General features: G+C 58.1%; 20 protein-coding genes and 2 pseudogenes. 16 read left to right on the top strand and 6 right to left on the bottom strand.

The window, feature by feature from the left end; all coding sequences use genetic code 11:
- Positions 1 to 21: 21 nt before the first annotated feature.
- The 7 genes from topA (at position 22) to RRF56_RS03270 (ending at position 10060) form a co-directional block, all read left to right on the top strand.
- On the top strand, positions 22 to 2208 hold the full coding sequence (gene topA, locus RRF56_RS03300) for a type I DNA topoisomerase (protein ID WP_317036205.1): 2187 nt from the start codon (positions 22 to 24) through the stop codon (positions 2206 to 2208).
- 131 nt (positions 2209 to 2339) lie between these two features.
- Positions 2340 to 3314: a GTP-binding protein gene (locus RRF56_RS03295; protein ID WP_317036204.1), complete on the top strand. Its 975-nt coding sequence runs from the start codon at positions 2340 to 2342 to the stop codon at positions 3312 to 3314.
- Positions 3315 to 3443: 129 nt separating this feature from the next.
- The gene (locus RRF56_RS03290) at positions 3444 to 4502 is read left to right on the top strand and encodes a WD40 repeat domain-containing protein (protein WP_317036203.1); all 1059 of its coding nucleotides are present in this window, start codon (positions 3444 to 3446) and stop codon (positions 4500 to 4502) included.
- Positions 4503 to 5286: 784 nt separating this feature from the next.
- Positions 5287 to 5913, top strand: a complete 627-nt coding sequence (locus RRF56_RS03285) for a hypothetical protein (RefSeq protein WP_317036202.1) — start codon at positions 5287 to 5289, stop codon at positions 5911 to 5913.
- A 7-nt stretch (positions 5914 to 5920) separates the two neighbouring features.
- Positions 5921 to 7648 (top strand): asparagine synthetase B family protein, encoded by a 1728-nt coding sequence (locus RRF56_RS03280; protein ID WP_317036201.1) that lies wholly within the window; start codon positions 5921 to 5923, stop codon positions 7646 to 7648.
- Positions 7639 to 8904 carry a hypothetical protein gene (locus RRF56_RS03275; RefSeq protein WP_317036200.1) on the top strand — a complete coding sequence of 422 codons (1266 nt, stop codon included), beginning with the start codon at positions 7639 to 7641 and terminating at the stop codon, positions 8902 to 8904. The genes RRF56_RS03280 and RRF56_RS03275 overlap by 10 nt, the downstream gene beginning before the upstream one ends.
- Before the next feature lie 37 nt (positions 8905 to 8941).
- Positions 8942 to 10060 (top strand): hypothetical protein, encoded by a 1119-nt coding sequence (locus RRF56_RS03270; protein WP_317036199.1) that lies wholly within the window; start codon positions 8942 to 8944, stop codon positions 10058 to 10060.
- 573 nt (positions 10061 to 10633) lie between these two features.
- On the opposite strand, the gene RRF56_RS03265 is transcribed toward RRF56_RS03270, so the two are convergent.
- Together RRF56_RS03265 and RRF56_RS03260 are read right to left on the bottom strand one after the other, a co-directional pair.
- Entirely contained in the window at positions 10634 to 12364 is a 1731-nt protein-coding gene (locus RRF56_RS03265) for an asparagine synthetase B family protein (protein WP_410510527.1), read from the bottom strand.
- Between the two features lie 107 nt (positions 12365 to 12471).
- On the bottom strand, positions 12472 to 12762 hold the full coding sequence (locus tag RRF56_RS03260; protein WP_317036197.1) for a hypothetical protein: 291 nt from the start codon (positions 12760 to 12762) through the stop codon (positions 12472 to 12474).
- Between the two features lie 607 nt (positions 12763 to 13369).
- On the opposite strand from RRF56_RS03260, the pseudogene RRF56_RS03255 reads away from it, so the two are divergent.
- Positions 13370 to 13999: pseudogene (locus RRF56_RS03255) on the top strand (2-phosphosulfolactate phosphatase); the annotation flags it as partial.
- The gene (locus RRF56_RS26330) at positions 13971 to 14189 is read left to right on the top strand and encodes a DUF433 domain-containing protein (protein WP_410510526.1); all 219 of its coding nucleotides are present in this window, start codon (positions 13971 to 13973) and stop codon (positions 14187 to 14189) included. The pseudogene RRF56_RS03255 and the gene RRF56_RS26330, both read left to right, overlap by 29 nt.
- Before the next feature lie 30 nt (positions 14190 to 14219).
- Here RRF56_RS26330 and RRF56_RS03250 read toward each other — a convergent pair whose 3' ends face one another.
- From RRF56_RS03250 to RRF56_RS03240, 3 genes are all read right to left on the bottom strand, one after another.
- Positions 14220 to 14870, bottom strand: a complete 651-nt coding sequence (locus RRF56_RS03250) for a phosphatase PAP2 family protein (protein ID WP_317036196.1) — start codon at positions 14868 to 14870, stop codon at positions 14220 to 14222.
- Positions 14871 to 14875: 5 nt separating this feature from the next.
- Entirely contained in the window at positions 14876 to 15355 is a 480-nt protein-coding gene (locus tag RRF56_RS03245) for a hypothetical protein (protein WP_317036195.1), read from the bottom strand.
- A 362-nt stretch (positions 15356 to 15717) separates the two neighbouring features.
- Positions 15718 to 16752 (bottom strand): sulfate/molybdate ABC transporter ATP-binding protein, encoded by a 1035-nt coding sequence (locus RRF56_RS03240; RefSeq protein WP_317036194.1) that lies wholly within the window; start codon positions 16750 to 16752, stop codon positions 15718 to 15720.
- A 358-nt stretch (positions 16753 to 17110) separates the two neighbouring features.
- On the opposite strand from RRF56_RS03240, the gene RRF56_RS03235 reads away from it, so the two are divergent.
- The 7 genes and pseudogenes from RRF56_RS03235 to RRF56_RS03210 all read left to right on the top strand — a co-directional run bounded on the left by RRF56_RS03235 (position 17111) and on the right by RRF56_RS03210 (position 23818).
- The gene (locus tag RRF56_RS03235; RefSeq protein ID WP_317036193.1) at positions 17111 to 18259 is read left to right on the top strand and encodes a sulfate ABC transporter substrate-binding protein; all 1149 of its coding nucleotides are present in this window, start codon (positions 17111 to 17113) and stop codon (positions 18257 to 18259) included.
- 297 nt (positions 18260 to 18556) lie between these two features.
- Positions 18557 to 19408 (top strand): sulfate ABC transporter permease subunit CysT, encoded by an 852-nt coding sequence (gene cysT, locus RRF56_RS03230; RefSeq protein WP_317036192.1) that lies wholly within the window; start codon positions 18557 to 18559, stop codon positions 19406 to 19408.
- Entirely contained in the window at positions 19398 to 20270 is an 873-nt protein-coding gene (gene cysW / locus RRF56_RS03225) for a sulfate ABC transporter permease subunit CysW (RefSeq protein ID WP_317036191.1), read from the top strand. Before cysT ends, cysW begins: the two co-directional genes overlap by 11 nt.
- Before the next feature lie 87 nt (positions 20271 to 20357).
- Positions 20358 to 20669, top strand: coding sequence for an NIL domain-containing protein (locus RRF56_RS03220; RefSeq protein ID WP_317036190.1), 312 nt, complete (start codon positions 20358 to 20360; stop codon positions 20667 to 20669).
- A gap of 73 nt (positions 20670 to 20742) precedes the next feature.
- A pseudogene (locus RRF56_RS26325) lies at positions 20743 to 20889 on the top strand (TauD/TfdA family dioxygenase); the annotation flags it as partial.
- Between the two features lie 105 nt (positions 20890 to 20994).
- Positions 20995 to 21792 (top strand): Crp/Fnr family transcriptional regulator, encoded by a 798-nt coding sequence (locus tag RRF56_RS03215; RefSeq protein WP_317036189.1) that lies wholly within the window; start codon positions 20995 to 20997, stop codon positions 21790 to 21792.
- A 412-nt stretch (positions 21793 to 22204) separates the two neighbouring features.
- Positions 22205 to 23818, top strand: coding sequence for an IS5 family transposase (locus RRF56_RS03210; protein ID WP_410510506.1), 1614 nt, complete (start codon positions 22205 to 22207; stop codon positions 23816 to 23818).
- On the opposite strand, the gene RRF56_RS03205 is transcribed toward RRF56_RS03210, so the two are convergent.
- A complete protein-coding gene (locus RRF56_RS03205) occupies positions 23751 to 24128 on the bottom strand; it encodes an NAD-dependent epimerase/dehydratase family protein (RefSeq protein WP_317036188.1) in 378 nt (125 codons plus the stop codon). The genes RRF56_RS03210 and RRF56_RS03205 overlap by 68 nt on opposite strands.

Here is a 24128-nt window from a genome sequence, read left to right as displayed (position 1 = left end):
CGATCGTCCGTCGAGGCAACCATGGTCAATTTGCTGCTGATCGAAAGCCCTGGCAAGGTGAAGAAGCTGGGGCAAATTTTGGGTTCGGGCTGGGTGATCAAAGCCAGCATGGGCCATGTGCGTGAACTGGCCAACGATGGCGAGGATGCCCTCGGTTTTGATCTGGGCGCAGACGCCATCGACTGCCGCTACCAGCCCCGCGATGACCGGGCCAAAAAAGTTTTGTCAGAACTGCGCCAGGCGGTCAAAGCCGCCGACTGTGTCTACATCGCCACCGACCCCGATCGCGAAGGCGAAACCATCGGCTGGCATCTCCAGCAGGCGCTCAACCTGAAGCATCCCCGGCGGGTAGTCTATAGCGAAATTACCGCTCAGGCGGTGCGGGCAGCGATCGCACGTCCCCGCACCCTCGACCAAAGCCTGGTGGCCGCCGGTCGCGCCCGCGACTGTCTCGATAAGCTGGTGGGGTACAAGGGCAGTCGCCATGTGGTCTGGCCCCTGAACAACGGGGCGAAATCTATGGGTCGAGTGCAGAGCGCCACCCTGCATTTGCTCTGCGTTCGGGAGCGGGCGATTCAGGCCTTTGTGCCCCAAGATTATTGGAGCGTGTGGGTCACCTACGGCGAAGGGTTCAAGGCCTTCTACCGCAGCAGCCCCAAGCCGCAGCGGAAACCGGGTAAAGATGCCGAGGATAAGGGGGCCGAGCATGAGTCTGAACGGGTGACCACCCAGGAGCGGGCGGATGCCTTGGTGGCGATCGCCCGCACCCACCCCCACCAGGTCCTCCAGATCGAGGGTAAGCAGGCCAGTCAATCGCCCCCGCCCCCCTTCATCACCTCCACGCTCCAGCAGGCGGCGGGCTCCAAACTGCACTTCAGCCCCGAGCACACCATGAAAGTGGCCCAGGCCCTCTACGAAAAGGGCCACATCACCTATATGCGCACCGATTCGATCGCCCTCTCGGCTCCCTTTTGCGAGGCGGTGCGCATGTACCTGGAGCAGCACGACCCCACCAACCTGCCCCGCCAAACCACCCGGCACCGGGCCGTCAAAGGCTCCCAAGCCGCCCACGAAGCGATTCGCCCCACCGACGTTAACCACCTGCCCCAGCAGCTTCAGCGCGAACTCTCGGCCGAGCAAGCCCGCCTCTACGAACTGATCTGGAATCGGGCGGTGGCCTCCCAGTGCGCCCCGGCCCGCCTGCGCAAAACCCGCATTGTCACCCAGTCTGGCGATGCCTATTGGGAAGCCCGAGGCCAGGTGCTAGAGTTTGCGGGCTACACCCGCTACTGGAACAACCTCAGCGCCGATGCGGTATTGCCCGCCCTGAGCCAGGGGCAGCCGCTCCAACTCGACCAGGCCCAGGCCGATGCCAAGCAAACCCAGCCGCCGCCCCGCTACAGCGAGCCGAAGCTGGTCAAGCTGATGGAACAAAAGGGGATTGGCCGCCCTAGCACCTATGCCCCGACGATCAAAACCCTGCAACAGCGGCAGTATGTGGAGTTGCTTCAGGGTAAGCTACAGCCGACGGCTCTGGGACTGGAGCTAGATGGGGCATTGGAGAAACTGCTGCCCGACCTGATTCAGCCGGAGTTTACCGCCCAGATGGAGACGGCTTTGGATGCGATCGCCACGGGTGACCAGGACTGGCAGACGTATTTGCTCGATTGGAACCGGGGTTACTTTGCCCCGGCGATCGCCCAAGCCAAATCCCAACTTCTTTTCCTACCCACCTTTGCCGAGCAGCCCCCAACCCCGGGAGCCGTGCCCTCTCATCCACCCTCAGTCACCCGGGCCAAGCCCACCACCGGGCAACCCACCAAAACCCAATGCCCCACCTGCGGCGAGGCGATGACCAAACTGCCCTCCCGCTCCAAAAAGATGAAAGCCAAGCACTTCCTCAAATGCTCTGGCCCCGGCTGCGGCACGGTGATGTTTTGGAATGCCAAGGCCAAGTGTTACGAACTGCCCCAGGCCCAGCGCCAGGCCCTCCATTCAGACCTATTCACCGACCACCCCTGCCCTGTGTGCGGTGCCCTGCTAGAGCGCTACGCCTACAGCAAAGACGGGCAAGACAAAGTCATGCTGCGCTGCTCCATGCTTGAGCACCGCCGGGGCAAGTGCAAGGAGGTGGCCTTCTTCCAGAGCCGGGGGGAATTTTGGTCGCCCAAATTTGGCACCTTGAAGCTACCGACCCCCAGCCCTTAGCGGCTTTCTAGACCGGGCACGATCAACCGTCACTCAACTTTTCCCTCTGCTTTATTCACCTTGCAATGATAATCATTATCAACTCACCTATAATTAGCCAATGATGGTTATTCTTTAGGGGAGGTGTGGCTATGGTCGCTGCTGACGCACAAAGCACGGTTCCGGTGACGGTGTTGACGGGATATTTAGGGGCGGGCAAGACCACGCTGTTGAACCGGATTCTCACCCACGAGCACGGCAAGAAGGTGGCGGTGATCGTCAACGAGTTTGGCGAGGTGGGCATCGACAACCAGCTGGTGATCGATGCTGACGAAGAAATCTTTGAGATGAATAATGGCTGCATCTGCTGCACCGTGCGCGGCGACCTGATTCGCATCATCGCCAACCTGATGAAGCGGCGCGACAAGTTTGACCACCTGGTGATCGAGACGACGGGCTTGGCCGATCCGGCCCCGGTGATTCAGACCTTTTTCGTCGATGACGAGGTGCAAACCCAGGCCAGCCTCGATGCGGTGGTAACAGTAGTGGATGCGGGCCACATCGCCCAGCACTGGGAGGCGGACGAAGCCATTGAGCAGATCGCCTTTGCCGACGTGATTTTGCTGAATAAAGTTGATCTAGTTACGGAAGCAGAACTGGTGGCCCTAGAGCAGCGGATTCGGGGGATGAATGCGATCGCCACGATTCACCGCACCCACGCCGCCGAAATTGCCATGGACACCATCCTCGGCGTCAACGCCTTTGACCTGGGCAACGCCCTCAAGATCGACCCCGAGTTTCTCAGCGAAACCGCCCACGAGCACGACGAAACCGTCGCCTCCATCGCCCTGGTGGAAACGGGCGAGGTCGATGGCGACAAACTCAACCAGTGGCTAGGGGCATTGCTGCGCGATCGCGGCCCCGACATTTTTCGCATGAAAGGCATTCTCAACATCGCTGGCGAAGACTGCCGCTTTGTCTTTCAGGGGGTGCACATGCTGTTTGAAGGTCGCCAAGATCGCCCCTGGCGATCGGACGAAACCCGCAAAAATGAGCTGGTGTTTATCGGGCGAAACCTCGAAGAAATGGGGTTGGAGGAGTCGTTTAGGGAGTGTTTGGCCGGGTGAAGGAGTTAAGAGTGAAGGGTAAAGGGTGGAGGGGTAATTTTTAATTTTGGTTGTTTTTTCACCTCCCCACGTCTTCACCCCCCCACGTCTTCACCTCCCCATCCCATCCCTTCACCTCTTAACTATCAAATGCCCAAACCCCTCCTCACCCCCACCTGGCAAACCCTGCTTGCCGACTACGTAACTGCGATCGCATGGCTGCCTGACGGCTCTCGGCTAGCGGCCTGCTCGGCGGCGGGGGAAGTGGTGTTGTTTGACGCCAGGACAGGGGCATCGGTGGCCTTGCGAGAAAAGCAGGGCTTGTCGGTGGATGCGATCGCCTTTTCCTCCGATGGCCAATTTTTGGCGGCGGGGGGGCAAGATGGCGCGGTGAGAATTTGGCAGATGGCAGGGGATGGGCCGACGCTGGTGACTGAGCTGGAAAATTCTAGGGTATGGGTGGACCGTTTGCAGTGGCATCCGCACCGGCCAGAGCTGGCAGTCGGTCTGGGGCGCTACGTCCAGGTGTGGGATGCGGCAGCGCAGATGGTGATAGCGACGCTGCATTTTGAGGCGTCGTCGGTGCTGGATCTGGCCTGGCACCCCAGCGGTGACTTCTTGGTATTGGCGGGCAACCAGAGCGTCAAGACCTGGCGACGAGAGGACTGGGATGACGACCCCCAGGTGCGTGAGACGGGTGGGGCCAGCGGTGCGATCGCTATCTCCCCCGATGGTCAGTACCTGGCCTCGGGCAACAATGATCGCACCCTGCTGGTGTGGGAGTGGCACAACCCCTACCCCTGGCAGATGCAGGGGTTTCCGGGCAAGGTGCGGCAGTTGGCTTGGTCTACGGCTAAGGCCCAGGGGGGTGCGCCGTTGTTGGCTTCTACCAGTGCAGAGAATGTGGTGGTGTGGGCCAAAGCCGAGAGCGATGCCCAGGGCTGGACCTCTCAGGTGCTGGATTTGCACAGTGGGGCGGTGAGGGCGATCGCGTTTCAGCCCCAGTCCACCCTCCTGGCCTCGGCCTCTGAGGATAGCTGGGTCTGTCTATGGCAAAAGGCCACGCAGGCAGCCCAGGTTTTGGAAGGGGCTACGGACGGGTTTTCGACCCTAGCCTGGTCACCCCAGGGCAAGTACCTGGCGGCGGGGGGCGATGGGGGGGAGGTGATGGTCTGGGGGCAGGCGTTGATGGGTAAGGGGTTTGGGTAGGGGGAACGGTAAACGGGGTAAGGTTTACGGTGCCAGGTAGGCGGTAAGCGGTGCAAGGCTTGAACCCTATACCTTTGACCCCAGGGATTCGTGCAGAAATTCTGCTAAATAATCAGCACAATAAATGCGTTTCCGTCTGCCAGGGGCGGGGCACTGGGGTGTGGCAGGCGTTGGGCAGGTCGGGTGCATAGATTGCAATGCGGCCCTGGGTCGTGGGTTCTCCGGTGTTGTAGCCCACAGTAGGTCTGGATTTTATGGTCGGGGGTTGGGGGTGGGTGTCGGGTTATCGGGTGTCAGGTACCCGGAACCCGATTAACCCACCCCTGCCTCTCCTAGGAGGGGATGCCGAAACCCGATACCCAGAACCCGATACCTTGCACTCTTATTGACTTAAATTCTCAATAATATATCCCGCCATAGATGAGAATTTTTGCCAATAAGCAATATGTTAGGTTATGTGGAGATGAAGTGTTGCTACGCAGAGTTAGGCTTTGATTGGCAGGCTGGGTGGAGGCTTCTGAGGCTCAATGCCTAGGGATCGGTACTTCATCTGCCTATCTATTGACATTTGATCTTAATAGCTTTGGCTTGGGTATGCTATTGGTTTTTCTTCCTTAGATAGCTGTTGCCATGGGCTTATGTCATAGCAGTCAACTCGTTTATGCTAGTCAATGGCCAGGTCAAGAAATGGCCCAGCTACTTACTCGTGATTGGCCGAGTTGCTGCGAAAAGGATAGCCTTAGACACGAGTAAGTAATCGCACCCTCTAGCTCCCCTTTTTTCTATGGATAGGCGATTGACTGATGCCCAATTGCAGCGTCTAGTTGCTGAAGTCCAGCGACTCTCCGATCGCCACCAATCGGAGCTGGGTACCCAGGACGTGCAAGATATTTTGCAGCAGCTTGACCTGTCGCCCGAGTTTTTAGACGATGCCCTGGTGCAGCTCAAGCGCCAGGATGCTCTGGTGGTGCAGCAGCGGCGCAGGCGCAGGCTAATGGCCGGGGTGGTGGGAGTGGTGGCCCTGGGTCTGGCCAGTTGGCTATGGCTGGGGAGTCGACAGCAGCAGCAGCTCGCTCAGGTGGTGGCCCAGGGCGATCGCATTACCCTGAGCCAGGATGACGGCGGCAATCTCAGCCAGGTGACGCCCCAGGCGGGCGGCAGTGAACTGGTCTACCGCATTACCCTAGCTGACGCTCCGGTGGGTGAGCAGCTGGCCCTCTCCTGTCGCTGGAGTGACCCCAGCGGCCAGGTGGTGCACCAAAACCAGTACCGCACGCAGACGATTACGACCCCGGTGTGGCCCACCTACTGCCGCTATACCGTTGGCCCTGAGTCGCCCAAGGGAAATTGGACGGTAGAGGCGTTTTTGGGCGATCGCCAGCTCAGCGACGCCACTTTTACGGTGGATTAGGGACTCTATGGGATGGGATGCGATCGCATCAACAGCAATCCATCCCCAGGGCTGTCTCGGCTACTGGGGCTACGGCGATGAAGCTGCTCTGGGCCAAACCCTGAGCGAGCTGGTGGCCCAAACCGAGCTGAGCGACTGGCAGCGCCGGGGTCTAGTCACTCCTGGGGATAGTCGAGTTGCCCTATCAGCCTCTGGGGTGAATGCCGATGCCTGGGTCACGGTGACCGCTGACTGCCTCACCTTGGGGCGCGATGCCTTTGGCCGCATGCCCCTGTACTGGATGCAGCGCGACCAGACAATTTGGTTTGCCTCGCGGCTGCGATGGCTGCTGCCTCTGGTGCGTGATCAGGAAAAATTACCCCAGGTCAACCTGGCGGCGCTCTACGGCTATAGCTGCTTTTCCTACGTGCCAACGCCCCTTACCCCAGTGGCAGGAGTGAGGGCGGTGCCAGCGGGCATTGAGCAAACTTGGGGGGGTGACGGCGCGGGGCAGGTATTTTCTCCCACCAGCCACAGTCTGGTGAACTGGCGCGAAAGCCCGACCCAGCTAGAGGATGAGGCGACGGCGATCGCCCAGCTTCAGGCCTTGCTCAAAACCGCTGTGGAGCGCCAGATTGGCGATCTGGGGGATGAACCGGTGGGGGTGCTGCTGTCGGGCGGGCTGGATTCCTCCATTGTGGCGGCGCTGCTGGTGCAGGCGGGGGTGCGGGTGCGGGCCTATACCCTCGATTTTGGCGAAAATGGTTTACCGGAATGGCCCTACGCCGAGCAAGTGGCCCAATTTCTGGGGATTCCGCTGGTCAAGGTAGAGGCGACGCCTCGCCGCATTCGCGAGGCTATTTCAGCTACGGCGATGGCGCTGGAGCTACCCTTTGGCGATGGGGTGACGGTGCCCCTGTACCTGCTCAACCAGGCCGCCAGCCAGGAGGTGGGGGTGATCTTTAATGGCGAAGGGGGCGACCAGCTGTTTGCCGGGTGGACGAATAAGCCGCTGATTGCCGCCAGCCTCTACCAGGCCGATCATCCTGAAGGCATCGAACCCTTCGCCCACCAGTACCTGCGCACCTTCCATCGGTTGTGGGGCTGCGAGGCCCAGGTATTTCAGCCTGCGGTGCTGGGCGAAATACAGACGCTGAACCCTGAGGACTGGCTGTACCCGGCCCTCGACCCAACGGCGGCCCAGGGGCTCTTACATCGGCTGCGGCGGGCGACGCTGATGCTGAAGGGGGCGCAGAATATTCACCCTCGGGCGACGAATTTGGCACTGGCTCAGGGGCTGAGGGTGCGATCGCCCTTTTGCGACCCCGACCTGGCCCAGTGGACCTTTGGCCTGGCCGGTACCCTGTGCCTGCGGGGGGCCTGCGAGAAGTACATTCTCAAACGGGCGGTAGAGCCCTGGCTGCCCGCCGACATTGTGTGGCGACCCAAGCGCGGCATGGGGGTGCCCTTAACCTTCTGGTGCTTGAATGAGTGGTGGCGCGATTTGGGTCAATGGCTGAATCCTGGGGTGCTGGCCGCCGAGGGGATCTGGCAGGCCGATCTCGCTTTTCGTACGGCCTTAGGCGACCTCAGCGGTACCATTCAGGGGCGGCGGATTGGTGAAATCCTCTGGCTGCTGGTGATGTGGCAGCAGTGGCGATCGCAGGTGCTGGGCGAACCTTTAGAAAATCCGCTGTGGCCGCACCCGTTTTGGCTACCCCCCCGAGTTTGGAGATACCGCAAGCGATGGCTCTAACTACCCAATCCAGTCCCCAGGTTATCCCCATGCCAGCGGCGTTTCAGCCCTCGGCGGCGCTGGCGGCAGACCTGCTGCGGGTCTACGGGTCGCCGCTGTATGTCTACGACGGCGATCGCTTCCAGCAGACCCTGCACTCCATTGCCCAGGCCATTCCCTACCGCCGCACCCGCGTTCACTTTGCCACCGTCACCAACGGCAGCGTAGCTCTGCTGCAAATTGTGCGGGCTGCAGGCTGGGGGCTGCACGCCAACACCCCCGGCGATGTTTACTTGGGGCTGCACGCCGGGTTTGAGCCGGAGGCGATCGTCTACAGCGGCAGCAACCTCAGCGGCGACGACATGGCCCAGGTGTTGGCCTGGGGCGTCGCCACCCTCAATTTGGATAGCCTGGCCCAGCTTGAGCAGCTCTGCGAGAGCTATCGAGCCCTGGACAGCGCCGCCAAGCCTCCTTCCCTACGCCTGGGGCTGCGCCTTAACGAGCCTGTCTTGACGGGCGACAGCCGCATTGGGGTGCGCCCTGAGGACTTTGCGATCGCCCAATCCCTCGTCACCAGGGCCAACGAATCTATGGGTGCTGCAAACATTCAGCTCGGCGGGCTGCATTTTTACCGGGGCACGGGCACCAACGCCACCCAGGCCTTTACCCAGGTGATTGACCGGGTGGTGGCGTTGGGGCAGCAGCTACCCGACTGGGCCTATCTGGATTTTGGCGGCGGCTTTGGCCACCCCTACCGCCACGGAGGTGCGGCCTTTGACTGGTCTGAGTTTGGTCAAGCCATCACCGCGAGGCTAAACCCGCTGTCGCCGCCGGTGGAATTGGTGATTGAGCCGGGGCGGGCGGCGATCGCCGGCTGCGCTGCCCTACTGACCACCGTAGTCTCGGTGAAATGGCAGGACGACAGGCAAATTGTCGGGGTCGATACCACCGTGGCTAACCTGTCGGTGCCCTCCGTCCACGGCGGCTACCGCGAGATTGTGGCCCTGGCTCCCGGCTCAGATTCCCAGACCTACGCCACCGATGTCTGCGGCAACACCACCTACTCCCGCGACTACCTGGGGCGCAATTGCCAGCTGCCAAAACTGGCTCCCGGTGACACCCTGGCCATTTTAGATGTGGGGGCCTACGGCTATGCTATGGCATCTCACTTTTTGCACCGTCCCCGCCCGGCAGAAGTTCTTTTGGAGTCGGGACAGCACCGCCTGATTCGTCAGCGCGAGAGCTACCAAACGCTGATTCACAATCAAATTTTTTAGTCTCTATTTTTTAGCGTTTAGGGCAAAGGAAACGGCCATGAAATGCATTCAATGTAATGCCGACAACAACCTCAAAGATCGCACCGCCAACCAGGGCCGCTGTAAAAACTGCAACCATCCCTTTGCCTTTGAACCCACCACCATGGATGTCAAAATCCGGTTTACCGATGGGTTCTTTGCCAAGGCGCTGGCCGACATTTCGGCCAATGACACGCTATATTTCACTCCCAAACAACTGCTCTATCTCTTAGAAAAACGGCTGGCTCGCAAGGCCGCCCTAACCGCTCGATCGGCCAAAATTGGCGGTGGCGCTGTCTTAATCTTTGTGGGCTTTGTAACGGCGGTCTTTGGCATTGGCCTGGTGGTGATCGCCATTGGTCTGTGGTTGCTTATTTCTGGCCTGCGTTCGTCGGCCCGGCGGCCCCAGCTCCGAGGGTTAACTATTACCGAAACGATGGTGAATACCTGGCTCCAGCAGTGGCAGCGAATTAATGGATCCTCGACCAGGCTGTTATCTGCCCCCAGCGCCGCCCAACCCCTCGCCCCCGCCGCTGAGGATGTGACGGCCTACAGCTTTGACCGGGTGCTGGTGTGCGACAGCGGGGCGATCGCCCAACTTTTGATCGCCAACAACATTCACTTTGAGCACAACTGCGCGGTGCTCAGCATTACCGGCTACCCCCAAACCATTTTTGCCACCACCATGGCCATGCTGCGCCGCAACCCAGACCTACAGGTGCTCGCGCTGCACAACTGTAGCCCCCGAGGTGTAGCTCTAATGCACGAACTGCGCACCAGCCCCGATTGGTTTGCTGAGAATACGCCGATGATTGTTGACCTGGGCCTGCTGCCGCGACAAATTGAGGCGGCCCGGCAGCAGTCCTACATTCAGACTTCGACCGACTCGGCCCAGGCGGCTACAACCATGTCAGCCGAGGTGCGGCAATCCCTGTCGGAGGCTGAGCTACAGTGGCTAGAGGCGGGGTATTTTGTCGAGCTAGAATCGTTTACTCCCCAAAAGCTGATTCAAATCGTCAGTCGCGGCATTGCTCGACTACAAAACCTGGGTGCCGCTGATGATGACAATTTAATTTTGATGGGCGATACCGGCGATCGCAGTGGCACCTTGATCTACACCTCCGACAATTTTGGTTGACTGATACCAAATCCTATGTGGCTATCCCCGATTGGTAGGGGCATTGCACTGCAATGCCCCCACGAGGGCCTGTTTAACTCGGGGTTTTTCCGATCGAATTGCGTATGAGAAATAGTTTTCCAGCGGTGGGCATTGCCCACCCTACAATGGTTACAGTTACTGCAATGCCCCTACGAAATGCCTGTTTAACTCGCGGTTTTTCCTGTCGGATTGCGTATGAGAAATAGTTTCCCTGCAATGCCCCTACAAGGTGCCTGTTTAACTCGGGGTTTTTCCGATCGAATTGCGTATGAAAAATAGTTGTCCAATGGTGGGCAATGCCCACCCTACAGCGGCTACAGTCGCTGGGTTGAGACTGGTATCTTCTTTAATAAAGTACTTAATACCAAATCCGAGTCCCATAACCCCGATTCCCAAAAGGCCAAACCGTAGGGGCAAACAATCGTTTGCCCTGCTGAATCGGGGGTAGCCAAGGAGGATTTGGTATAAAGGGTTGATTGCCGTAGGGTGCATTCGCGAAGCAATGCACCAATAGAAATAATGCAATTGGTACCTCGTTTTCTTGCGCGTCCCTTACCGCTGTTTGAGGTTGACTTTCAGCCAGATTTCTAGACTGACCAGCAGCCATAGTTTGACCCCGTAGCGTCGCCAGGGGTCGCCCTGGTAGTTAAGCCAGTCTTTAATCAGCGCTTGATTCAGGTAGGGGGCGATCGCCGCCTGCCGACTCAGCAGCAACTTCCTCGCTGCCCGCTTCCATTCGCGCTGAAACCCGGCCTGCACCGGTACCATCATGCCGCTCTTGGGGCGCTTGAGAATCGCTTCGGGCAGCAGGTCGGCCACCGCCTGCTTGAGCACAGCCTTTTCCTCCACCCCCGACAGCTTGTACTGGGGGGGAATCGCCATGCTCAGCTCGACAATGCGCGGGTCAAACAGGGGCGATCGCCCCGCCACCCCGGCGGCGCGGGTGAGGTTGTTGACCTTAGTCAAAATCTGGTCGGCCCCTTTGAACTTGATGTTCAGCGCCATCAGCCGATTCAGGTAGCTGGCTGAACTGTGCAGATCCTCGGCAAAGCAGTAGGGTTCGTGCTGCACTGCTGCCCACAGATCGGGCTTGAGGAGCTGGGGCAGGTCGGCGGCACACTTGCGAAAGGCCAGCAGATAGGCCTGAAGTGAGTCTTGAGGGCTGATAGTGCCGTAGAGCTGGTTGATCAGCATCGGCTGGTTTTTGGGGCCGCCAAAGCAGGGGTCGCCCCCTTCGCCGTTGAGCACGACCTCGACCTGCTGCTTTGCCAGCCGCCCTAGCAGCAGGTTGGGCACCGTCAGCGGGTCGCCAATCGGGTCGTCGAGCCAGGCCGTGGTTTCCGGCAACTCCTCCCACATTTGGCGCAGGGGAATTTCGAGAATGTGATGCTCGGTGCCGCAGTGCTGGGCTACCAGGCTGGAAAACTCCAGCTCGTTGGGGTACGGGTCACCAAAGTGAATGGAGTAGGTGTGGACAGGGTGAGCGTGAAACTTGGTGGCCAACGCCGCGATCGCGCTGGAGTCGAGCCCGCCGGAGAGGAAGACGCCCACCGGAGCGTCTGGCAGCGAGTCTTGCACAACCTGGTCGAGGTGCGATCGCAGCCGCTCCCCATGCCATGCCAAAGATTCTTCCTGGCTCTCCGTCTCCAGCCGTTCCTCCAGGTGCCAGTAGAGCTGGCTGGCATCCCCCGGCCAGGTGAGCCGGGTGCCGGGGCGTAGCTCGCGCAGGTCTTGCCAGAGGGTGCGATCGCCCGGTACAAAGGCGCAGCACAGGTAGTCGCGCAGGGCGATCGGGTCAAGCTCGTTGGAGCGGTAGGGGGCCAGCGATCGCAGGTCTCCCGCCGCCCAGCGAGTTGAACCCTGGACGGTGTAATACAGCGTTCTGGCCCCCACCGGGTCGCGCCCCAGCTCCAGCACCTGCCGCTCCCGATCCCACACCGCCAGGCTAAAGGAACCCACCAGCTTGGTAAGGGTTATGGCCTGCCACCGTTCCCAGGCGGCAGCTACCAGTTGAATATCGGACGGTTGCAGTGAATGTTCTAAGGCTAGCTCAGTGAGCAGCGATCGCTGATCCGAGAGCCAAATATCCCCAACGACGACGTAGCGGCGGGAGGGGCTGAGCGCAAGCTGCCTCTCAACGGTCTGGGCTGGGTTGATGGCGAGCGCCAACGGCCCTTCCTGCCAGGTAGCATCGTCCAAGTGGGCCGCTGGTCCCCAACCCACACGCCAGGTTGAGGCAACGGGTAATGGACAACTAATAGGCGATCGAGAAAACCGGAGCATAAAGCCAAGAACAAATGGTGTAAAACAGTGCCGCGATGTAGACTCCAGAGTTTTTCCAAAAACTCCGGGGTCTGTGGCTTTGGGGAACAGTGCTTAGCGCTGAATGGTTACTCTAGCAGCACCGTTTTGGTCATGATTACCATCCACTGGTTGGGTTTGGTGGCGGGGCTGGCCTCGCCCTGGGGCACGGGGATGGGGTCGCTCCAGTCGTTGGGGTCGGCATAGCCGATCGCATGGAGAATTTTGATGGTGCGGTCTATGGCGGCGAGGCTGCCGTAGAGCAGGTGCCGCACTTTCTCGGGCGTTAGGGGTCGGGTGCCCCCGCTGGCTCCAGATTGGGGCGGCAGCGGCAGGGAACCGGCCTCTAGGTTTTCGTTGGGCTCAAGATATTCAAACATCGGTTCTGTTGCCTGTGTTGTTTGCAGTGAGCAAGCCCGATCCCGCAAGTCCCCTCTTGGGAGGGGTTAGGGGTGGGTCTAACCCAATCAACTAAACGACTTACTCGCGGTAAGCAACGGGTTTGTTGCCAAGACTGACCCACCCCGCCCGGCGGGCACCCCTCAGAGGAGGGGAAAGGGCTGAGAAAAACAGAAGCCTAAGGAGCTTCCGCTGGATAAGACCGCTGTGAAGGTGCTTATCCGTCACATGTGCTGGATAAGCACCCCAATCTCCTGACTTAACTCTCATATGTGCCGGATAACACCCTAAAACAAAGGGTTTATCCAGTACATATGTTGTTTAATACCTTAAGATTTGGGTGTTATCTCGTAGATTTGCCAGATGATATCGGAGGTGTAGGGTCTTATCTAGCAGATCTGAGACTTAATACATAGTTATCTTGCTCCGTCTTCGGGTTGGGGCAGTACAGTTAAGCCATTTGTGAGGTGTTCGGCATTAGGTAAGCGGTAATTGTAGTTTATGAACTTCGATCAAGCTGATTTTGAAGTGCGGTGTGAGTGGGGTGAGAAGGGCATTTCGTAGTTAGCTCCAAGCAGCGATGTAGTTGTCATTATTGACGTTCTTTCATTTTCAACTTGCATTGATATTGCTAACAGCCGAGGTGCGATCGTTTTCCCCTATCAGTGGAAAGATGAATCTACTAAAGCGTTTGCCCAATCTGTTAGCGCGGAAGTTGCAGAGGAGCGTGGTGATAACCGTTATTCGTTATCTCCAGCTTCATTGCTTGCCATTGATTCAGGAACTCGTCTAGTCCTACCCTCTCCTAACGGATCATCTCTGAGTTTGGCGACAGCCGGAACTCCAACTTTAACTGGATGTTTGAGAAATTGTAGAGCTGTTGCTTTGGCTGCGATGAATTATGGGCAGCGCATTACCGTGATTCCAGCCGGGGAAAAGTGGCATGATGGCAGCCTTCGCCCTTCGTTTGAAGATTTTATTGGGGCAGGTGCGGTGATCAGTTATCTTAGAGGGAAATTGTCACCGGAAGCGCAATTAGCAAGCGAAGCATATCAAGGTCTTCGTCAATCCCTAGAACAGTTGATAAGGCAATGCGGTTCTAGTCGAGAACTGATTGAGAGAGGCTTTGAGCAAGACGTTGATTTGGCATCAGAGATGAACATCAGTGATTGTGTTCCTACGTTAGTTCATGGAGCTTACGCAAATCACGCAAGATAACAAGTCGATTTGGGATCTGGTGCAGTATCGTCGCCTGGGGGCCACCGACGCCAAAATTTTGGAAGCCTACCCGCAGCTTACAGCTATTGACTTAGCCAATGCCTGCACTACGCCAACATCTATCAGTCTGAAATCGAGGCCGCCATTGGTGAGAACGAGGCTGCTTAACCATGGTGCGGCTTTACGCTGACGAACAGTTTTCGTTAATTGACTCATCCACTCATCTCAATGGCTGCGATCGCGCCAAAGGCAACCAGCGAAACATAGCCTGGTGCAGGCCCACCGCCCAAGCGATCGCCAGCAGCCAGCCCCCCAAAACATCGCTAGGAAAATGCACGCCCAGGTACACCCGACTAACGCCAATGGCCAGGGCAAACAGGCCCCCCAGCCCGATCAGCCAGGGCCGTCGGGGGCTAGTCCAATTGATCAACACTAGGGCCAGCACAAAGGTCATCGAGTAAGTGGCGTGACCACTCGGAAAGCTAAAGTCGCTAGGGGACACCATACCCTCCCACAGGTCGGGGCGCACCCGGTGCCAGAGCAGCTTGGTGTTGAGATTCAGCACTGCACTGCCCCCGGTTACCAGGGTCAGGTAAGCCGCCACTGGCCAACGTCGCCGTACCAGCGCCAGGGCAATGAGTACCCCACTGGCGGGCATGACTCCCCAGTAGGTGCCCAGCTCGGTGGCGATCGCCACGCCCCGATTCAGCTCTGGGGTGGCATAGCGGTGCAGGCGCAGCAAAAAAGCTGCATCCCAGGCGGGCAGGGTAGGGTAGACGGCAACCAACAGGCCCAGGGCAATGAGGGCCACGAGGGCGGTGAGGGCGGTGAGTAGGCCCCAGGGGGTAGGGGTAGGGGCTGATCGTTCCATACTTCTTACCTTATCCACCCATCTGGCAGCCACGCATCTAACGTCGCCATTAAGTCACCGTTGAGAAAATCGGGCATCTCTAGAATGTGCAGCTGAATCAGCGCCACGATCGCCACTGTGTAGACCGTCGACGTGATCAACCCATTGCGAAGCGATTGACTTGTAGAACCCTGCCCGTCTTTTTGCAGAGCGGTGACGGCCCCCTGCTGCATCAGCACAAAGCCCACTACATTGGTCAGCCAGTAGCCTACCCCGGTCATCGGCACCAGGGCATCGGGCCAGGGGCGGCTGAAGAGGTAGCCAAAACCCAGCGCCAGGGGCAGGTTGATCACCAGATCATTCCACCAGCAGAGGGGCGAGAGCAGGTAGCCCACCACCACCAGAGTGCCACCCCACAGACGGCGCAGCCAGGATGTCGTGGAGTTAAACACACTTTTTGCTTCGGGGGTGGTGTTTGGCTTGGTCTCTGACTCGATAAGTTGCAAGGGAAGCATCCTTGGATAGTTGAGTTGGTGCAAGGGGCAGGTCGAGGGGAGCCCAGCCAGCCCGGTTTTGACCAGCCTAAAGGCGTTGGCAGTTAGCCTGTGCCTAGGTAGATCATGGGAAAGCGTGGTCAGTTTTTCACCCACCTGGGGAATGAGATGGTCAGGCGCAGCCGCCAGCATACTCTGGTGGGTTCTGCTAACACGCTATCTAATCTACGCCAAAAAAACTGGGGTAAGGCGGCTGGTATTTAGCAAGATATTGACCCACAAACCCCTGGGCAAACGGCATTTGTCCAGGGGTTTGTGGGTTAACCAAGCAGGATTTGGTGTCAGGGTTGGTTAAAACCAGGGCTGCTCAACCCCTAGGCGATCGCCTGAGAGTAGTTTGGCGACTCTTCAAAGGTGCGCAGCAGCTTAGCCCGCAGGTAAACCCGCTGCTGGGGCTGAATAGCTAAGGTTTTGTACTGCTCACGGTTGATGTGGGCGGTTACGGGCTGCCCATTCTCTAGGTTCAGCTCCAGACGAATCGTCCAGCCCAGGTGAATGATGTGATTGATGGTGGCGGGCAGGCTGCCATCGGCGGGGGTTGTAAATACTTCAATGTCGTGGGGGCGTAAGAATACCTGGCCCGCCCTCTGGGGCGTCTCTTGGTGGTGCGACTTCCAGGTGTGGTCGGGGGAGAGCACGTTCACAGCCCCAATGAAGCTCATCACGAAAGGAGTGGCAGGGTTTTCGTAGACTGCTTCGGGGGTGCCCACCTGCTCGATCTTGCCGTTGCTCATCACCACGATTTCGTCGGCAATTTCCATCGCCTCTTCTTGGTCGTGGGTGACAAACACCGTGGTGACGTGGACATCGTCGTGGAGGTGGCGCAGCCAGTCACGCAGGTCTTTGCGCACCTTGGCATCGAGGGCACCGAAGGGTTCATCCAACAGTAGCACTTGAGGCTCGATCGCCAAGGCGCGGGCCAGGGCCACCCGCTGGCGCTGGCCGCCGGAGAGCTGGGAGGGGTAGCGATCGCCCAAATGACCTAGCTGCACCAGATCTAGCAGGGTATCGACCCGGTTTTTAATCCGCTCCTTGGGCCATTTTTGCAGGTCTAGGGCAAAGGCCACGTTCTTGCGCACCGTGAGGTGCTTAAACAGGGCGTAGTGCTGAAACACAAAGCCAATCTGCCGATCTTGCACCGACTTATAGGTGGCGTCTTGGGCCGAGATATAGATTTTGCCGGTGTCGGCGCTCTCCAGGCCAGCAATCACCCGCAGCAACGTGGACTTACCCGAACCCGACGGCCCTAGCAGTGCCACCAGGGAGCCGCTCTTTACCTCTAGGTTAATCGGCTCTAGGGCCTGGAAGTCACCAAACCGCTTAGTTACGTTTTCTACTCGAATTCCCACGGGTTATCTCCCAAAACGTGCAATGTGCCGTCAACCAAGTGCCAATTTCACAGAACCCGCCCCGAATCTGCTACGCCACGGCGGGGTGAACCGTCCTGCGCCCCCAGCGTGACCTACGGCCAGACTGCGGTGAAAGACGGTGGGGCGTGATTGACAACGCTAAACAAACCTGTGAAACAAACCTACCTCAGGCGCAAGCCAAGTGCAAGTTATTTGAATCTAAGATCTAAACCACGCTGCAAAATCATGTAAATGAATTTCATTTTGATCTCGATTTAATTTCAAATTTCTATGATACAGTCGGTAGGCAATCACCGAAAATCCTACCGAGATACCGTAGATTAAGGAGAAGCCGTTTATGACATCACCTCGTAACCCTGAGCGCCCATCCGCCCAAGGCCCGCTCAGCATTTTTTCTCAATTAACCCGTGGCCTGGGGGGTGGTTCTGTGTCTCGCCGGTCGGCGATTTTGTTTGTGGCTGGCTTGGGGCTCTCTGGGGCGATCGCCGCCTGCGGTAGCACAACTTCGGGCACCGCTCCCAACGATGGCGACCAAGCTGCGCGGCCTGACACCATTGATGTCACCCTGGTCAGCTTCGCTGTGACTGAAGCCGCTTACAGCAACATCATTCCGCTGTTTGTCGAGTACTGGAAAGAAGAGACTGGCCAGACCGTGCGCTTTGACCAGAGCTACGGCGGTTCCGGCAGCCAAACCCGTGCTGTAATTGATGGCCTAGAAGCCGACATTGTTGCCTTAGCCCTGGCCGCCGATACCCTTCAGATTCAAGAAGCTGGCCTAATCGAGTCTGGCTGGGAGCAAGAAACCCCCAATGGCGACGGCATTGTCACCTCGTCCGTAGGCGTCATTGTGACCCGTGCAGGCAATCCCAAAAACATTCAGGATTGGTCTGACCTGGCTCGTGACGACGTCACCTTTGTCACCGCCAACCCCAAGACCTCGGGCGGTGCCCGGTGGAACTATCTGGCCCTGTGGGGAGATGTCTCTGAAACGGGTGGCACTGAGGAGCAGGCTAAAGCGTTTGTTACCGATGCCTACGCCAACGTACCGGTGCTGCCTAAGGATGCTCGTGAGGCCACCGACGTGTTCTTTACCCAAAACCAGGGTGACGCCCTGATTAACTACGAGAACGAGGTGAAGTTGGCGGCCCTCCAGGGGAATGAGCTGCCCTACGTGATTCCTGACAACAACATCTTTATCGCCAACCCGGTTGCGGTGGTCGATACCTATGTCGATCAGCGGGGCACCCGCGAGGTGGCCGAGGCATTTGTCGCCTTTCTCTTCACCCCCGAAGCCCAGCGGGAGTTTGCCAAGGTGGGCTTTCGCCCGGTGATTCCTGAGGTGCAGCAGGAGTTTGCCAATGAGTTCCCTGAAGTACCCAACCTGTTCACCGCCGAAGACTTTGGCGGCTGGGGCCAGATTCGCGAAGAGCATTTCGCCGATGGCGGCATCTTCGACCAGATTCAGACTGCCATTGCCCGCCGCTAGGGTGCATGGGTAGATCCCAGGGTTCTTCGGTGGGAAAGCAAGTAATATCTGCTCCCCCCAAGAGAACCCTGGGATCTGGGGCTGGCGAAGAGATCCCAGGGTTCTTCTAACTGAGCCAGGTGACTATCTGCTGCCCACAGAAGAACCCTGGGATCTGGGGTTGGCGGAGAGATCCCAGGGTTCTTCTGGCTGAGCCAGATGACTATCTGCTGCCCACAGAAGAACCCTGGGATCTGGGGCTGGCGACACCCCAAGTGATGAAATTCTTACCTCTGTTCTCGTTCTCACCGTTGAGCCATGACCCTTGCTTCCACAGAGTTCTGTCAGTTTAATCGGCCCAAAACTGTGCTGCAAAAGGTGTCTATCCCCTGGATAGTCGTCTTTACCCACATGTCTGTGATTCTGCTGCTGCCGCTGGTGGCGCTGCTGCTGCGGGCGCTGGTGCTCAACCCGGCGCAGTTTTGGGCGCTGGCCACTACCCCCGTGGCCCTGTCCACCTACAACATCACCTTTGGCACGGCCACTGTGGCGGCGATCGTGAATATGTTGATGGGCACGCTGACGGCCTGGGTGCTGGTGCGCTACGAGTTTCCAGGCAAGCGATTTTTAGACGGCATCGTTGACTTGCCCTTTGCCCTGCCCACGGCGGTGGCGGGGGTGACATTGGCCACGGTTTACAACCAGAGCGGCTGGCTGGGCCAGTTTTTTGCTCCCTTCGGCATTCAGATTGCCTTTAGCCGGGTGGGTGTGGCGATCGCCATGATCTTTGTCTCGCTGCCCTTTGTAGTGCGCACGGTGCAGCCAGTGCTGCAAGAGGTCGAACCCACCATCGAAGAAGCGGCTTGGTCTCTGGGGGCATCGCAATTTGACACCTTTTGGAAGGTGATTCTGCCACCAATCATTCCGGCTATTTTGACTGGCACGGCCCAGGCCTTTGCCCGCGCTGTGGGCGAGTTTGGCTCCGTGGTACTGATTGCCGCCAACATTCCCTTTCAAGATTTGATCGCGCCGGTGCTGGTGTTTCAGCGGATAGAAGGGGCAGATATTCCGGGCGCTACGGTGATCGGGCTGGTGCTGCTGCTGCTTTCGCTGATTTTGCTGTTGATTATTAACCTGTTGCAAGCCTGGGGTCGCCGTTATGACGCTTAACTTAGATGCTCAAGTCCCCATGGGGGAGACTACGGTGCAGCCAAAAGCCCAGCGCGAGTGGGCCAAAATTGGCCTGATTTTGCTGGTCTTTGCGTTCTTTACCGTAATTTTGATTGTGCCGGTCATCTATGTGTTTGTGGGCGCATTCAAAAACGGGTTAACGGGCTTTTTAGGCACGCTGTCCAGCCGCGAATTTCTCAACGCGCTCAGGCTGACGCTGATGGCGGTGGCGGTGGCGGTGCCCTTAAACGTAATTTTTGGCCTTTGCGCTGCTCTGGTGATCGCCCGCAAAAGTTTTCGGGGCCGCACCTTTTTGCTCAGCGTCATCGACTTGCCCTTCTCGATCTCGCCGGTGGTTGCCGGTCTAATGTTGGTGTCGCTTTACGGTCGCCAGGGGTTGCTCAACCCGGTGTTGCAGGCCATTGATCTGAAGATCATTTTTTCGTTTCCCGGCATTGCCCTGGCCACAATTTTGGGCGGCATGCCCTTTGTCGCCCGCGAGGTGATTCCGGTGCTTGAAGAAATTGGTAGTGAAGAAGAAGAAGCCGCCAAAACCCTGGGGGCCAGCGGCTGGCAAACCTTTTGGCGCGTCACCCTGCCCTCCATTCGCTGGGCGCTGGTCTATGGCATCATTCTCACCACCGCCCGGGCCATGGGTGAGTTTGGCTCGATCGCCATTGTCTCCAGCAACCTGATTGGCCGCACCCAGACCCTCACCCTGTTTGTCGATAGCGCTTACCGCAACTACGACTCCCAGGGGGCCTTTGCTACGGCGGTGGTGCTAGCGGGTATGGCGGCGTTAACCCTGGTGATCAAGCAGGTGTTAGAACACCTCTATGCCCAGCGCCACACGGTGAAGTAGCCCCTGAGCGGGCCGAGAAGATCATGACTCCTCAGCGTTATCTCCCTGGCCTCTATTTAGCAGTCGATTTTATGAGGTTCTATTCTTATGGCGTCTATTTCTCCCGACTACGGCCTTGAGTCGCTGCACCTTAAAGATCCCAAGAGCCGGGTGCAAACTCAGGTCAAAATCCGTATTCCCAAAGCGCGGCACCCCGACCCGGTGATCTCTAACCTGATCAACCGCTACGGCCTCAAGGTAACTATTCTGGGCGCGCTACTGGGGGCCAACGGCCAGGAAGATGGCTGGTTTGACTTGGCGATCGAAGGTTGCGCCGCCACTATCCACGAAGCGCTGCTGGATCTAGTCGAGCTAGAGGCCGATCTGTGGTTTGACACTGACGCCGACGATGGCTACTAAAGTTAGGTTTTGGTTTTGATAGCAGGGGAAACAAGGTCACGCTGGGTTGTGGCCTAGCGTGACTTTTTCGGGCTGGTGCTGGCAGCTGGGCAATAGGGCCTTTTGGGATAACCGGGCTACCCAGCACTACGCGATCGCAGACTACGGCCACCAACTCCGCCGCGTCCAGCGGGTTACCGTCGGCGTCGAGTTGCCCGTCAATGTCGAGGGCAACTCGAGCTGTTCCAGCTTGATCTGGCTACAGAGCTTAGCAATACCATTGCGTTACTGGGGTATAACAAGGGTTGCGAGCGACAATGGCAGAGTACGGAATCTACAGCACCCCATGGCAAAGGCAAAAAGCCCCAATTTGGCTTCAAAAACGATTGAAACGTTGACGACCCAGAGCTTTTTGTTCCGTGGCTTAGAGCAAGACCCGCTGCTCACCGACCTAGACCCCGATGGGCTGACCGTTGAAAAGCTTTATTCCAACCGTCCGGTTTACACTGCCTTTCGCCCCCACAGTTGGCAAGAGCACCTGTACGTCGTCGTCGATGGTGGCCCGGTGATCATGCGCAGCACCCCCCTCGACCGGGTGACGGCCCTCACCTATCCCGGCGGTTGCTTTGGCATGCGTAGTTTGCCCGTGGGCGTGGGCGCAGCGACGCGGGCCTTCCCTAGCTTGGTGGAAGCCTATAAGACGACTAACGTGGTCAAAATACCGGTGCAGGTGGTGCAAGATCTCTACGATCGCAATGAAACCTTTCGCGATCGCTACACCTTGCTATTTGAGCTGCGCGAAAAGTTTCAGTACCACCTGCTCAATTGCAGCACCTACCCCCCCCAGGCGGTGGCGGCGGTACTGCGGGGGCTGATCTTTCAAGAGCGCAGTCTGGGTGCCCAGCCCCAGGGCAGCAAGCCCGAATACGTATTTGACCTGCCCATCGACCTGATTGCCCGCGCCTGCCAGCTCAACCACCGCACCGTGGAGCAGGTGCTCAAGGGGCTAACCAAGGCGGGCTACATCAAGACCGACAAGGTGGCCGAGTCAACCAGCGACCTGGTGAAGGTGGTTGACCCCGAGGGGCTTAAAGAAGTCTACGGTGCCACCCGCGATAAGGTCTCTTGGTGGCCGCTGAAGTAGATGGCTTAGGCGAATGCTAGTCTGAGCCCTGATCACTCACCTTGGTATTAGATACAGGACCGAAGCATCAAGCTTCGCCCTTGGGGGCTAAAGATAGCCCACTTCACTCACGGCTGCTACAACATAGGCCCAGAAGCGCGTCGGGTCGTTACCTCAGTCCAGTTCACCAACGTTCCCAACCGTTGAATTCGCTCCATTAGGGGTGGCGTTTCTGGTTCGCCCAGGTTGTAGACCTGGCCGGCGGCGCGATCGTCGGTGACTGCTAATGCGATCGCCGCTGCAATATTGTCTACATAGGGCTTCCTGAAAAAGGCTAAGAGGCTTGTAGGTTGGAGTGTTCAGAGTGGATCCGAGGTGATAAAGTGCAAGGAAAATCGCCCGATAGGGCCAAAACCCTTGCACCTGATTGCCGATGTACCGCCGTCTTAGCCCAGGCCAACTGAGTTTTGAAGACTTCTATTTGCCGTTTGGGGGCAAACTCTCCGGTGAGAACCGCTGGGTGAAACTGGCGGAACTTATCCCCTGGGAGGCCTTTGAATCGAGTTATGCCGAGCAGTTCAGCGAGAGCCAAGGAGCCCCAGCCAAATCGTTTCGCATAGCATTGGGCGCACTGATTATCAAAGAACGGCTGGGCACGACTGACGCCGAGACGGTAGAGCAGATCCGCGAGAACCCGTATTTGCAATACTTTCTGGGATTCCATGAGTACAGCGACCAGGCCCCGTTTGAGGCCTCAATGCTGAGCCACTTTCGGCAGCGATTGAGTCTGGAGTTGGTCAATCAAGTGAATGCTCGAATCGTCGAGGACGCGTTGGCGGCTGAGCGGGCTACGCCTGCGGTCCAGCCCGGCGAGACGGCCGCCGAAAGCCGTGCCTCGCAGACCCCAGTTAAGGCGTCATCAGCCTCTGAGCCGTCCTCATCAAACGAGTCAGATGATGAGGATGAGCCACCACCACCGAATCAGGGCCAACTGATACTTGATGCCAGTGTGGCTCCGGCTGATATTCACTATCCCACTGACCTGCATCTGCTCAATGCGGCCCGAGCCAGCAGTGAACGCATTCTCGACTATCTCTATGACGCGATAGCACAACCGAGGATGCGCAAACCCCGGACCTACCGGCAGCAGGCGCGTCGCGCCTATCTCAAGGTGGCGAAACAACGCCGCGCCACTCGACGACACATCCGGAAGGCTATCGGTCAACAACTGCGCTACCTACGCCGCAACTTGGGCCATATCCGACGGTTGGTGTCAGGTGGGGCACCCTTAAGTGTCTTGCCTCGCTTTTGGTACCGACGTCTGCTGGTGATTCAGGAGGTCTATCGGCAACAGTGGCATCTCTATCAACACCGGCAACGGCGTATTGAGCACCGCATTGTCAGTTTGGCTCAGCCCCATGTGCGCCCTATTGTCCGGGGTAAAGCCGGAACTCCGGTCGAATTTGGGGCCAAAATTTCGATAAGCTGCGTATCGGGCTACTGTTCCCTTGACCGCCTCGATTGGGAGGCGTATCACGAAGCCGCTGACTTACCCCGCCAGGTGGAGCAGTACAAGGCTCGCCACGGCTATTATCCTGAATCAGTCCATGCCGACGCGATCTATCGCACTCGTGTCAATCGCAGTTGGTGCAAGGCCCACGGCATTCGCCTCAGTGGTCCACCCTTAGGACGACCGAAGGCAGGGGCGAGAGCTGAGGTGGACCGGCAAGCTCAAGCCGATGCCAAGATTCGCAATGCCGTCGAAGGCAAGTTTGGCCAGGGCAAGCGGCGGTTCAGTTTGGCTCGGGTCATGGCTAAGTTGGCCCCTAGCGCTGAAACCGCTATTGCCATTACCTTTCTGGTGATGAACCTGGAGCGCCGTCTCCAGGCGTTGAGACTCCTTTTTATCGCTATCTTGGCGGCCGTTGTCTCGCCAAGGGGACGTCGAAACCGGGGGCGATCTCGTTGGATTGACTCAGCTACCAGGGGGTGGCTGAGTCTTCTCGCTCAGGCAACCCCATCGCAGCTCTGTTACCCAAATTGCTGATTTTTTCAGCAAGCCCTACATAGCCGTGGGAAAACCGCCAGTGGGCCTGTTTCTCATCGAGTAAAATAGGCTGCTGGTCAAACATCTGCTGAAGATAGGCGAGAAACCGATGCTGCTCATCGCCAGGGCCATATACCGCTTTGAAGTTGGGAAGCTGATGGCGTGTGCCATGGAAATGTAGAACTGAATCTAAGTCGCTGGCAGTGGTGCTGCCTCGGTGAAACAGAGCAACTTGATGCCCCTGCGCCATTAATTGGTGAGTGACCCGAGAACCGATAAAACCTGTTGCTCCGATGGCAAGAATTTTCAT

The organism is Nodosilinea sp. E11 (assembly GCF_032813545.1).
GTDB lineage: Bacteria > Cyanobacteriota > Cyanobacteriia > Phormidesmidales > Phormidesmidaceae > Nodosilinea.
Note: the sequence above shows the minus strand (reverse complement) of the source record. Positions and strands in the feature narration are given on the sequence as shown.